The organism is Acidovorax sp. SUPP1855, from assembly GCF_030158955.1.
GTDB lineage: Bacteria > Pseudomonadota > Gammaproteobacteria > Burkholderiales > Burkholderiaceae_C > Paracidovorax.
On the sequence record NZ_BQXI01000011.1, the window covers coordinates 23107 to 35416 of the forward strand.

Sequence of the window (12310 nt, forward strand, 5' to 3'; positions counted from 1 at the left end):
ATCCGGTGAAGAAGAAAAGATCCGAAGATCAGGGATAGAAAGCCAGAACACGGTAGCCGGAGACGCGCGCGCCGCCCGTGGCCACCACCATGGGCAAGGTGCCGCTCCATTCGCCGCCGGGCGCGATCTCCGCGGGAGCCCCCAGGTCCTGGGGCTGCAGCACGCGGCGCAGCACCGGCCGGTCCTGCGTGTCGGTCAGCGTGAGTTCCACCGACGGCATGGCCACGGCAAAGCCGGCACGGCTCTTGATGGACAAGGCCAGCTGGTACGAGTCGCCCCGTCCCTTGTTAAAAGACGAGCTGTCGATCACCACTTCGGTGATGCGGCGCGGGGCGGCGATGGCGCATTGCAGCGGCATGCACAGCGCCTGGAGGATGGGCCGCGCACCGGGGTACTGCGATGCCAGCCGGTCGCGTTCCTGCACTGCCATCTGCAGGCCAAGGCCTGCGGCCAGGGCCATCAGCAGCACGGCCAGGCCGGCCCGCACCGCCGGCTTGCCCCAGAAGGCCTTGCGGCGCGCGGCGCGCATGAAGCCCGGCTCATCGGCGGCCGTGGCATGCACCGCATCGTCGTCTTCGTCATCGTCTTTCGCCGGCGAGTGCAGCGGCAGGCGGTGAACGGAAGGCTGCGCACCGGCCAGGGCCGCGGAGGCGATGGCCGCTTCTGCCGGCAATGCAACCACGCCCTCCAGCCCACCACCGGCCTGCGTGGCGATGGCCACCGGATCGGTGTCGGCATCGATGGCTTCCAGGGCCATGTCCATGGCCACCGCCTTGGCGATGGCATCGTCGGTCGAAGCCTGCCGCCCATGGCCATCCGGCACATCGGCGGCGGATTGCAGCGGCCCGTCGTCCAGATCGTCGGGCCATTCGGAATCGCGCAACTCGGCGAAGGGCAGTTCATAGCCCGCTGGCTCGGGCGGCGGTGCGCTGTGCGCGCGCCCTGCCACCGCCGCTTCGTCCTGCGGGGGTGTCGAGGCAGCGGGCACCGCACCGATGGGCCGTTCAGCCGCGGGCACCGATCCCGGCAAGGGCCATCCCGATGGCAGTGGAGGTAGAGCGGGCTTGGCCGGCGCGGCAGTGGAATCCGTCGCGTTCGAGCGGGTTCGCCAAACCAGCGGAGACGCAGGCTCCAGGCTCCAGTCGGAGGGCGGCTCCACGCCCGGCGACGCCAGCGGCCGCGCGGTGAGGTAGCTCGGCACCAGCGGCGGCTCCGGCACCTCCAGCGGCGCGGGCAGGGCGGGGTCGCCCATCGGCAGCGGTGCGGTCGGCGCTGGCGTTGGAGGGGACGAAGAATGTGGCGGTGCCGGGGCCGCAGAGGCGGTGGGCCCGCGTGGCACGCCGGGCGCGGGCGCTGTTGGAGAGGGTTGCGGCACGCTCGCCGCGCCGGCCCCCCAGGCCCGTTCGGCAGGCGCCGGCGGCCGCACGGTCGCGCGCGGAGCGTCGGGAATGGCCATCTCCGGCAGCAGGTCCTGCGACGCCGAGCGCACCAGATGGGCCGCCGCATCGAAGACCTCCTTGCACTGCCCGCACCGCACCCACCCATCGGAGATGCGCAACTGGTCCGCAACGACCTTGAAGGTCGTGCCGCAGGCGGGGCAGCGTGTGATCTGGCTCATCGGCTCGGGATTGTAGGTGGGCGCCATGCCCGCCCGGAGGGCGGCACGGCCCTGCCCATCAACGCGCGGCCACCATCAGGATCCAGCCCTCCTGCGTGTCGGCCACCTCCAGGGGCAGCCACGGCGCATAGGCCTCTTTCAGCTCGTCGGCCTGGCGCTCCAGGATGCCGGCCAGCACCAGATGGCCGCCCGCCGCCACATGCGCGCACAGCAGCGGCGCCAGCACCTTGAGGGGCGTGGCGAGGATGTTGGCCAGCACCGTCTGGTAGGTGCCGCTGGCCTGGTCGGGCAGGCCGGCCTTCAGCGCCACGCCGTTGGCCTCGGCGTTCAGCCGCGTGGACTCCACGGCCGCCGGATCGATGTCCACGGCATCGACATCCGTCGCACCGAACTTGGCGGCGCCGATGGCCAGGATGCCGGAGCCGCAGCCATAGTCGAGCACGCGGCCCAGCGGGTTGCCGCTGGCGCCGTGCGGCGCGCCGTTCGCCGCGATCCACCGCAGGCACATGCGCGTGGTGGGGTGCGTGCCGGTGCCGAATGCCAGTCCGGGATCGAGCCGGATGCTGCGCGTGGCCTGGGCCGGCAGCTCGTGCCAGGTGGGCACGATCCAGAAATCCGGCGTGATGTCCACCGGCGCGAACTGCGATTGCGTGAGGCGCACCCAGTCCTGCTCGGGCACGATGGCCACGCCCAGCACGCGGCAGCCTTCGAAGAAATCCTGCACCTCCAGCAGGGCCCGCGCCTCCTGCGCTTCGGCTTCGTTCTGGAACAGCGCCACCACGCGGCTGCGCTGCCAGCCGTCCTTGGGCGGCGGCATGCCGGGCTCGCCGAACAGCGCCTGCTCGGCATCGGTCTGCGCGTCGGCATCCTCGACCGACACGCTCAGCGCCTGCAGCGCATCGAGCGCATCGCTCAGGGACTCGACCCGGTCTTCGGGGCACATCAGGCTCAGCTCAAACATGGGAGACCTCCGGGAGAAAACGAAAATGCTGGCACCCGTTGCCAGGTGCCAGCATGCAAAACCACCACGCGCAGCGATCTCAGCGCTTGTGCTGCGACAGCCACTCTTCCAGGTAATGGATGTTGGTGCCGCCCGCCACGAACTTGGCTTCCACCATCAGCTCGCGGTGCAGCGGCACGTTGGTGTTGATGCCCTCGATCACGGTTTCGGACAGCGCCGTGCGCATGCGGGCCAGCGCCTGCTCGCGCGTGTCGCCGTGCACGATGATCTTGCCGATCATCGAGTCGTAGTTCGGCGGCACGTAGTAGTTGGTGTAGGCGTGCGAATCGACGCGCACGCCCGGGCCGCCCGGCGCATGCCACATGGTGATGCGGCCTGGCGAGGGGATGAACTTGTACGGGTCCTCGGCGTTCACGCGGCATTCGATGGCGTGGCCGCGGATCTCGATCTGGCGCTGGGTAAAGGGCAGCTTCTCGCCGGCGGCGACCATGATCTGCGTCTTCACGATGTCCACGCCCGTGATCCATTCGGTCACCGGGTGCTCCACCTGCACGCGGGTGTTCATCTCGATGAAGTAGAACTCGCCGTTTTCATACAGGAACTCGAACGTGCCCGCGCCGCGGTAGCCGATCTTCTTGCACGCGGCCACGCAACGCTCGCCGATCTTCTCGATCAGCTTGCGCGGGATGCCGGGCGCCGGCGCCTCCTCGATCACCTTCTGGTGGCGGCGCTGCATGGAGCAGTCGCGCTCGCCCAGATAGACCGCATTGCGGTGCTTGTCCGCGAGGATCTGGATCTCGATGTGGCGCGGGTTCTGGAGGAACTTCTCCATGTACACGGCCGGATTGCCGAACGCCGCGCCGGCCTCGGCCTTGGTCATCTGCACCGCGTTGACGAGCGCAGCCTCGGTGTGCACCACGCGCATGCCGCGCCCGCCGCCGCCGCCCGCGGCCTTGATGATGACGGGATAGCCCACCGCCTTGGCGATGCGGCGGATCTGCACCGGGTCTTCCGGCAGCTCGCCTTCGGAGCCCGGCACGCAGGGCACGCCCGCGCGGATCATGGCCTGCTTGGCCGAGACCTTGTCGCCCATGGTGCGGATCGACTCGGGCGTGGGGCCGATGAACTGGAAGCCGCTCTTTTCCACCCGCTCGGCGAAGTCGGCGTTCTCGGACAGGAAGCCGTAGCCGGGGTGGATGGCCTCCGCATCGGTCACCTCGGCGGCCGAGATGATGGCGGGCATGTTGAGGTAGGACAGCGGCGAGGGCGCGGGGCCGATGCACACCGCCTCTTCGGCCAGCTTCACGTACTTGGCATCGCGATCCGCCTCGGAATACACCATGACGGCCTTGACGCCGAGTTCACGGCAGGCGCGCTGGATGCGCAATGCGATTTCGCCGCGATTGGCAACGAGGATTTTCTTAAACATAGGTTTCTTCGCGGCTCATCACCCATGCGCGGGCGCATGCGAGTGCGGTTGGCGTGGCCTTGCCCGGGGCAAGACGGCCGGCACCGGCGACGAGGATTTTCTGAAACATGGACGTTCCCTGGCGCCCGGCAACGAGGCCGGCGCGCCCGACAAGGACCGAGGAAGACATGCGCAATTTATTCGATCACGAACAGGGGCTGCCCGTATTCCACCGCCTGGCCGTTCTCTCCCAGGATGCGGGTGACGGTGCCGGACTTGTCGGCCTCGATCTCGTTGAGGATCTTCATGGCCTCGATGATGCAGATCGTCTCGCCTTCCTTGACCTGGCTGCCCACTTCGACGAACGACTTGGCGCCCGGGCTGGAAGCGCGGTAGAACGTGCCCACCATGGGCGACTTCACGATGTGGCCGGTCGGGGCGGCCGGAGCAGGCAGTTCGGCCACCGGGGCTGCGGCGGCGGCCGCGGGTGCCGGGGCCTGCTGGGCGGGTGCGGCCACATATTGCTGGACCACCGCACCGCCACTCTTGACGATGCGGACCTTGCCTTCTGCCTCGGTGATCTCGAGTTCTGACACATTCGACTCGGACACGAGGTCGATCAAGGTCTTGAGTTTTCGCAAATCCATGGGAACTCCAACGCCAAAAACAAAATAGGGCGCGAATTTACCCCAAATTCGACCTATGGCCGGTATTTGGGCGCAAATTCATTGATCTTCGCGGTGGATTGCAGACCGCTATCCCAGGGAAGCCCATTGGGTAAGGTCTTCTGCGGTGACTTGGCCCATTTTACGGTGCACGATGCTGCCATCTGCGCCCATCAGCACGCTGAAAGGCAGGCCTCCAGTGAGATTTCCCAGCGAACGGCCCAGTTCGGTGCCCGAAAGCCCCGCCAATCCCACCGGGAAATCCAGCGGCAGGCGCCCCAGGAACTGCCGCACGGACGAGGGCTGGTCGATCGCCAGACCCACGACTTGCCAGCCTTTGGCGGCATGTTCCCGGTAGAAGGCATTCAAAAGCGGCAGCTCGTCCACGCAGGGAGGGCACCACGTGGCCCAGAAGTTCACCAAGAGCGGCTTGCCGCGAAAACGCGCCATCGCCACGGGCTCGCCGCCCGAGGGCGCCTCGAACTGCTGCGCCCACAGGGCGGCTTCGGCGCCGGACAGCACCGCGTGCGGCTGGAACCGCCACCACGCCAGCCCTGCGCCGCCCAGCCCGGCGGCGGCGGCCACGCCGGCATACGCCATCAGCCTCCGACGCGAAGCCTGGGGCGCAGCATCGGACCCGGCCGCGGGGGCCGGGCGGGTGGCGGGTGGGGACAAAGAGGTGCCCGTATCGGAGGGCGGTGACACATTCATTCGGGAGGGCTTTCCAACAGCTTGCGCACGGCGCGAATGTCTCCGCGCGGTGCCCGGCCCCGCGCATCGGGGCGCAATGCGCCGCGCAGGTCATCCAGGTCATAGATCAAAAGGTGCACGCCGATCATCTCGCCCAGCACCGGCGAATGGCTGGAGAGACTCAACGCCTCGACCGACTCGCCATGGAAGCCGGTGACGGTGCGCGGCTCGTAGTCCACATGGTGGTCGATCAGCGCGATCTCGGCAGATTTGCAGTCGTCGCAGAACAACTGCAGATAAATGTCGGACAGCCGGGTCGCCGTGCCATGCCACACCGCTCCGCCCAGGTGCGGGCGAAACGTCCCCATGCGCTCCATCCAGATCAGCGCCAGCTGCCGCAGCGCGAGCAATTCCTGGGGCTGGGTGTCGGCACAGAACAGGCCGATGTACTCACGCACCGCGTCCTCGACCAGATCGTTGTCGGGCAGCGGTGTGCGGCTGGGCAGGCCCAGTTGGCGAACGGCCCGGCGTTTGGCCGGGCCCCATTCCAGGCCTTCTTCGACGACCATGCGGGCCGCGGCGTTGGCGATCTCGGTGGCGAGGGCGTTTGGCATGGCGGCGATCGGGTGGGGGGAAGGGTCCATTGTGGCCTCAATACAAGAAGGCGGCCCGGGAAAACGCCCGCATCCGGCAGGGGCATGGTGCGCCCCATCGTGGACCTTGCTATTGAAAATGTAGCAATCGAGGCAAGAGGGATGTGCGCGGGCGGCCCTGCAGCCCTGGAACCTTAGAATCTGCGCCCATGCATATTCACATTCTGGGCATCTGCGGCACGTTCATGGGGGGCCTGGCGGCACTGGCGCGCGAAGCGGGCCACAAGGTCACCGGCTGCGACGCCGGCGTGTACCCCCCGATGAGCGACCAGCTGCGCGCCTTGGGGATCGAACTGATCGAAGGCTACGGCGCGGACCAGATGGCGCTGGCGCCCGATGCGTTCGTGATCGGCAACGTGGTCAGCCGGGCGCGCCTGCCCGACGGCACGCCGAAATTCCCCCTGATGGAGGCCATCCTCGACGCCGGCGCCGCCTACACCAGCGGCCCCCAGTGGCTTGCCGAGCACGTGCTGCAGGGCCGGCACGTGCTGGCCGTGGCGGGCACCCACGGCAAGACGACCACCACGTCGATGCTGGCCTGGGTTCTGGAATGCGCGAGCCTGCAGCCCGGCTTCCTGGTGGGCGGCGTGCCGCTGGATTTCGGCGTGTCGGCCCGGCTGGGCGCCGCGCGCCGTCCGGTGGCCGGCCCGGGCGTGGCGGGCGATGCGCCCGTGTTCGTGATCGAGGCGGACGAATACGACACCGCGTTCTTCGACAAGCGCAGCAAGTTCGTGCACTACCGCCCCCGCACCGCGGTTCTGAACAACCTGGAATTCGACCACGCGGACATCTTCGACGACCTGCCGGCCATCGAGCGGCAGTTCCACCACCTGGTGCGCACCGTGCCGCCCTCGGGCCGCGTGGTGGTCAACGGGCTGGAGGAAAGCCTGGCCCGCGTGCTGCATGCCGGCTGCTGGAGCGAGGTGGCGAGCTTCGGCGCGCTGGTGAGCGACTTCACGGCGCAAGGCGAACCGCACGCCTTCGATGTGCTCTACCAGGGCCGGACCGTGGCCCGCGTGGAATGGGCGCTGACTGGGGTGCACAACCAGTTGAATGCGCTGGCCGCCATCGCCGCCGCCCACCACGTGGGCGTGGCGCCGGCAGAGGCCGGCCGTGCGCTCGCGCAGTTCCAGAACGTGAAGCGGCGCATGGAACTGCGCGGCACCGTGCGCGGCATTGCGGTGTACGACGACTTCGCACACCACCCGACCGCCCTGCGCACCACGCTGGACGGGCTGCGCCGCAGCGTGGGCCCGGCGGCGCGCATCCTCGCGGCGTTCGAGCCGCGCAGCAACACCATGAAGCTGGGCACCATGAAATCGCAGCTACCCTGGGCGCTGGAGCCGGCCGACCTGGCGTTCTGCCACACCGCCGGCCTGGACTGGGACGCGGCCCAGGTGCTCGCGCCGCTGGGCGACAAGGCCCGGACGGCGGCGGACATCGGCACGCTGATCGGGCAGATCGCCCAGGCGGCCCGGCCGGGCGATCACATCGTGTGCATGAGCAATGGCAGCTTCGGCGGCATCCACGGCAAGCTCATCGATTCGCTATCAAAATAATAGCAGCATGCCCTAGAAGAATATGCGCTGGAGGCCGATTCGACCGATAGCGCAGAAGGCGACCCTCCGCCCCTCTTCAATACGTCACGGCCATGGCCGGGACATCCACCCGCACGATCGGGCGGGCCAGTGCGGCGCTGGCGGCCTCGGCGAACTGCCGGCCCCATTGCGCGTCGGCCAGCAGCGGGGCCCCGGCAGCCTGTGCCACCGTGAGCACCTTGTCGGCCAGCAGCACCTTGCCGCTGGCCCGCAGGGGCTCGCACTCCAGGCTGATGAACGCCTCGTCCAGCCAGCGGCGGGCGTCTTCATTGCTCAAAGGCTGCGAGCCTTCCAGGTCGAAACGGAATTCCTGGCCCGGCGCCAGGGTGATCGAGACTTCTCTGCGCATGGATTGTTTTCCTGGTTGAGGTGGGGCCAAGGGCGGTCACGCAAGCCGATGCCCGCGGCGGGGCCATCGAGCTTACATCGCACGCCGCTGCCCCGGCCCCTGGTTTTCAGCGGGCGCGGCGGGCGGCCACGGCCGCCGACAGGTCGGCCAGCGCCGACAACGAATCGTCCCAGCCCAGGCACGCGTCAGTGATGCTCTTGCCGTACTCCAGGGCGCCCGGCTGGTCCTTGCCCGGCGTGAATTTCTGGGCACCGGCGGTCAGGTGGCTCTCGATCATCACGCCGAACACGCAGCGCGAACCGCCCGCGATCTGCGCGCCGATCTCGCGCGCCACGTCGCGCTGCTTTTCGTGCTGCTTGCTGCTGTTGGCATGGCTGCAATCCACCATCAGCGTGGCGGGCAGCTTGGCGGCCTCCAGGTCCTGGCAGGCCGCGGCGACGCTGGCCGCGTCGTAGTTCGGCGCCTTGCCGCCGCGCAGGATCACGTGGCAGTCGGGATTGCCCTGCGTGTTGACGATGGCCACCTGCCCGTTCTTGTGCACCGACAGGAAATGGTGGCCGCGGCTGGCGGACTGGATCGCGTCGGTGGCGATGCGGATGTTGCCGTCCGTGCCGTTCTTGAAGCCGATGGGCGCCGACAGGCCCGAGGCCAGTTCGCGGTGCACCTGGCTTTCGGTGGTGCGCGCGCCGATGGCGCCCCAGCTGATGAGGTCGCCGATGTACTGGGGCGAGATCACGTCCAGGAACTCGCTGCCGGCCGGCACGCCCATGCGGTTGATGTCGATGAGCAGCTGGCGCGCGATGCGCAGGCCTTCGTCGATGCGGTAGCTCTCGTCCAGGTACGGGTCGTTGATCAGGCCCTTCCAGCCCACCGTGGTGCGGGGCTTCTCGAAGTACACGCGCATCACGATCTCCAGCGTGTCGGCGTACTGCTCGCGCACCGCCTTCAGGCGCCGCGCGTAATCCAGCGCGGCGGCGGGGTCGTGGATGGAGCAGGGGCCGATCACAACCAGCAGCCGGTCGTCCCGGCCGGCCATGATGTCCTGGATGCCGCGCCGCGTGCGCGTGATCAGGGATTCCACCGCCGTTCCCCGGATGGGGAAGAAGCGGATCAGATGTTCTGGAGGGGGCAACACGGTGATGTCCTTGATACGTTCGTCGTCGGTCTGGCTGGTCTTCTCGACGTCGCGGTACCAGGCATCGCTGGTGGGGTTGGCAGTGGCCGTCATGGTTGCGTCCTCGTGGGTTGGATCGGAAAAAGGGGAGCGGAAAAACAAAAAACCGCCGGGCTTTTCAGCTTCGGCGGTTTCTAGAGGAGGGGGCTCGGGTGGTTGCGCGCTGACCTCTCATCCGCCTGGGACAGAGAAGTAAAACCAAAAATAAAACGCGCTACGCACTTGCATCGGTGGCAATGTAACACCGATTTTTGCGCCGCAACATCCCCGGCGCGTTGCAGCGCTGCCACAAGCGGGGTGCCGCGCTTTCATCGCACGCGCCCCGACAACCAGCGGCGCAGGCGCGCCAGCATCGGGCGCCGCCGGGCCGGGGCGGGCTCCGGCGCAGGCTCGCTGAGCATCGCCCCGCCCTGCTCGTACATGTCGATGACCAGCATCGCCTCGCCCAGGGTGCGCCAGGCCAGGCGCTCGAACGCATCGAAGCAGGCCGGCTCGCTGCGGCTCTGGCGGGTCAGTGCCTGGTGCCAGATCTCGATGGCATCGCGCAGGTCTTTCAGGGCCTGCTGGTAGGCCCCCAGCTCGTAGAGCGCATGCCAGGCGGAGCCCAGCCCGGTGAGAAAGAACTGGTGCTCGCGCGCGGCGCGCTTCAGGTGCTCCAGGCTCCAGAAGATGGCGGAGGGAGCGGCGCAGGCGCGGCGCAGGTGCGCGGCATCTTCGATGAGCGCGGACAGCGACGTCAGCGCATCGCGGAATTGGCGGGATTCTTCGTCGGCCACGCCTTCGCGCAGCAGCCGGCTCACATCGCCGAACGACTGTGCGGTGTTCAGCAGTTGGCTGGACGACGGGTCAGGCATGGTGGGTGCACGCCTGGAAGGTCCGTCGCCGCCAGGGGCCTTATGCGGTGCCGCCGACCGTCAGGCCGTCGATGCGCAGCGTGGGCTGGCCCACGCCGACCGGCACGCTCTGGCCTTCCTTGCCGCAGGTGCCCACGCCGCTGTCGAGCGCCATGTCGTTGCCGATGAGCGTCACCTTCTTGAGGGATTCCGGACCGCTGCCGACGATGGTCGCGCCCTTGACCGGGTACAGGATCTTGCCGTTCTCGACCCAATACGCCTCGCTGGCCGAGAACACGAACTTGCCGCTGGTGATGTCCACCTGGCCGCCGCCGAAGTTGGTGGCGTAGAGGCCGCGCTTGATGCTCGCCACGATCTCCGCCGGGTCCTTGTCGCCGCCCAGCATGTAGGTGTTGGTCATGCGCGGCATGGGAATGTGCGCGTAGCTCTCGCGCCGGCCGTTGCCGGTGGGCGCCACGCCCGACAGGCGCGCGTTCATCGAATCCTGGATGTAGCCCTTGAGGATGCCGTCCTCGATGAGCACGTTGCGCTGGCTGGCGTGGCCTTCGTCGTCCACGTTGAGCGAGCCGCGGCGGTCGGCCAGGGTGCCGTCGTCCAGCACCGTCACGCCCTTGGCCGCCACGCGCTGGCCGATGCGGCCGCTGAAGGCGCTCGAGCCCTTGCGGTTGAAATCGCCCTCCAGCCCGTGGCCCACGGCCTCGTGCAGCAGCACGCCAGGCCACCCGGGGCCGAGCACCACGGTCATCTCGCCCGCGGGCGCAGGGCGCGACTCCAGATTGACGAGGGCGGCGTTCACGGCCTCATCGACGTACTGGGTGATCTGCGCATCATCGAAATAGGCCAGGCCGAAGCGCCCGCCCCCGCCGGCCGAGCCCACCTCGCGGCGGCCGGCCTGCTCGGCGATCACGGTGACCGACAGGCGCACCAGCGGGCGCACGTCGGCGGCCAGCGTGCCGTCGGAGCGCGCCACCAGCACCACGTCGTATTCGCTGGCCAGGCCCGCCATCACCTGGGCCACGCGCGGGTCCTTGGCGCGGGCCTGCTGCTCCACCTTTTCCAGCAACGCCACCTTGGCCGTGCTGTCCAGCGACGCGATGGGATCGGTGCCGGGATAGAGCGATCGGCTGGCGGAGATCTTCTTGAGCGAGATCTTCGCCCGCTTCTCCTGCGAGGCCGCCGAGATCGCCCGCACGGTGCGGGCGGCATCGAGCAAGGAGGCCTCGGAGATGTCGTCGGAATAGGCGAAAGCCGTCTTCTCGCCGCTCACGGCCCGCACGCCCACGCCCTGGTCGATGCTGAACGAACCGGTCTTGACGATGCCTTCTTCCAGGCTCCAGCCCTCGCTGCGCGTGTACTGGAAATACAGGTCGGCATCGTCCACCTGATGGGCCCGGATGTCGGCGAGCGCGCGCGCCAGATGGGTTTCGTCAAGGCCGAAAGGCTCCAGGAGCAGGCGGCGGGCGACGGACAGGCGTTCGATGGTGGGTTCGCGGGAGATCATGGGCGGATTCTAGAAGCCTTGGTGCCTGCCGGCATGGCGCTTTGCAAGCATCCCACCCGGCGGCGCGGCCATGCCGGCGCGAATCGTCCATGGCCAAGCAGACTCTGTGATATTTCACTGATATATCATTGGACTTCACCACCCCCGCCCACCCGTCCCGATGTCCGTCCTGCCCCAGCCCTCCCCTCCCGCAGCACCCGGCGGCGGCGCCCAGTTGCGCGAGCAGGCCTACGCCGACATCAAGCGCCGCATCATTGCCTGCGAGCTGGCACCCGGCGCGCAGATCAACGAAGGCACGTTGGGCACGCTGCTCGGCCTGGGCCGCACCCCAATCCACCAGGCGCTGCACCGGCTGGAGATGGAGGGGCTCGTGACCATCCTGCCGCGCAAGGGCATCGTGGTGGCGCCGCTGTCGCTGGACGAGGTGCTGGACATGATCGAGGTGCGCGCCTGCAACGAGGCCCTGTGCGTGCGCCTGGCGGCCGAGCGGGTCCGGCCCGCTGAGCTGGCCGCCATGCGCCACCTGCTGGGCGAGGCCCCGGCGCTCCTGGCCGCACACGACGTGCCTGCGCTGATGGCGCTGGACCTGCGCTTTCACAGCGCGATCTCGGCCGCCGCCCGCAACACCGTCCTGGCCGACCTGCTGCGCCGGCTGCACGAACAGCAGGCGCGCTTTTGGTTCCTGACGCTCTCGGAGGCCGGGCACAGCGTGCGCATCCACGACGAGCACCAGGACATCCTGGCCGCGCTCGAGCGCCACGACCCCGATGCCGCCGCCGCCGCGATGCAGCGCCACATCGATGATTTCCGCCGCGCGATCACCCGCGCACTTTGATCCC

At 68.6% G+C, this 12310-nt stretch carries 13 protein-coding genes; 2 read left to right on the top strand and 11 right to left on the bottom strand.

The features are described 5' to 3' along the window. Positions 1–28: 28 nt before the first annotated feature. The 7 genes from AVMA1855_RS11655 to AVMA1855_RS11685 form a co-directional block, all read right to left on the bottom strand. Positions 29–1618 carry a DUF3426 domain-containing protein gene (locus AVMA1855_RS11655; RefSeq protein ID WP_284425829.1) on the bottom strand — a complete coding sequence of 530 codons (1590 nt, stop codon included), beginning with the start codon at positions 1616–1618 and terminating at the stop codon, positions 29–31. Positions 1619–1676: 58 nt separating this feature from the next. Beyond that, positions 1677–2579, bottom strand: coding sequence for a 50S ribosomal protein L11 methyltransferase (gene prmA / locus AVMA1855_RS11660; protein ID WP_284425830.1), 903 nt, complete (start codon positions 2577–2579; stop codon positions 1677–1679). A 79-nt stretch (positions 2580–2658) separates the two neighbouring features. Beyond that, entirely contained in the window at positions 2659–4008 is a 1350-nt protein-coding gene (gene accC / locus AVMA1855_RS11665) for an acetyl-CoA carboxylase biotin carboxylase subunit (RefSeq protein WP_284425831.1), read from the bottom strand. After that, positions 4001–4177 carry a hypothetical protein gene (locus AVMA1855_RS11670; protein WP_272567275.1) on the bottom strand — a complete coding sequence of 59 codons (177 nt, stop codon included), beginning with the start codon at positions 4175–4177 and terminating at the stop codon, positions 4001–4003. Before AVMA1855_RS11670 ends, accC begins: the two co-directional genes overlap by 8 nt. Positions 4178–4184: 7 nt before the next feature. Then, a complete protein-coding gene (gene accB / locus AVMA1855_RS11675; protein WP_272567273.1) occupies positions 4185–4634 on the bottom strand; it encodes an acetyl-CoA carboxylase biotin carboxyl carrier protein in 450 nt (149 codons plus the stop codon). 108 nt (positions 4635–4742) lie between these two features. Continuing rightward, on the bottom strand, positions 4743–5252 hold the full coding sequence (locus tag AVMA1855_RS11680; RefSeq protein ID WP_284425832.1) for a TlpA disulfide reductase family protein: 510 nt from the start codon (positions 5250–5252) through the stop codon (positions 4743–4745). Positions 5253–5359: 107 nt separating this feature from the next. Beyond that, positions 5360–5956, bottom strand: coding sequence for a hypothetical protein (locus AVMA1855_RS11685; RefSeq protein WP_284425833.1), 597 nt, complete (start codon positions 5954–5956; stop codon positions 5360–5362). Between the two features lie 188 nt (positions 5957–6144). On the opposite strand from AVMA1855_RS11685, the gene mpl reads away from it, so the two are divergent. Beyond that, entirely contained in the window at positions 6145–7554 is a 1410-nt protein-coding gene (gene mpl, locus AVMA1855_RS11690; protein WP_284425834.1) for a UDP-N-acetylmuramate:L-alanyl-gamma-D-glutamyl-meso-diaminopimelate ligase, read from the top strand. Positions 7555–7630: 76 nt separating this feature from the next. On the opposite strand, the gene AVMA1855_RS11695 is transcribed toward mpl, so the two are convergent. The 4 genes from AVMA1855_RS11695 to tldD form a co-directional block, all read right to left on the bottom strand. After that, complete coding sequence (locus AVMA1855_RS11695; protein WP_284393083.1) at positions 7631–7942, bottom strand: hypothetical protein; 312 nt, start codon at positions 7940–7942, stop codon at positions 7631–7633. A 106-nt stretch (positions 7943–8048) separates the two neighbouring features. After that, positions 8049–9170: a 3-deoxy-7-phosphoheptulonate synthase gene (locus AVMA1855_RS11700; RefSeq protein WP_284425835.1), complete on the bottom strand. Its 1122-nt coding sequence runs from the start codon at positions 9168–9170 to the stop codon at positions 8049–8051. A gap of 254 nt (positions 9171–9424) precedes the next feature. Continuing rightward, positions 9425–9970, bottom strand: a complete 546-nt coding sequence (locus AVMA1855_RS11705; protein ID WP_284425836.1) for a hypothetical protein — start codon at positions 9968–9970, stop codon at positions 9425–9427. A 40-nt stretch (positions 9971–10010) separates the two neighbouring features. Further along, positions 10011–11471, bottom strand: coding sequence for a metalloprotease TldD (tldD, locus tag AVMA1855_RS11710; RefSeq protein ID WP_272567255.1), 1461 nt, complete (start codon positions 11469–11471; stop codon positions 10011–10013). Positions 11472–11631: 160 nt separating this feature from the next. Between tldD and AVMA1855_RS11715 the strand changes: the two genes are divergently transcribed. Next, positions 11632–12306: a GntR family transcriptional regulator gene (locus AVMA1855_RS11715; RefSeq protein ID WP_284425837.1), complete on the top strand. Its 675-nt coding sequence runs from the start codon at positions 11632–11634 to the stop codon at positions 12304–12306. Positions 12307–12310: the final 4 nt, after the last annotated feature.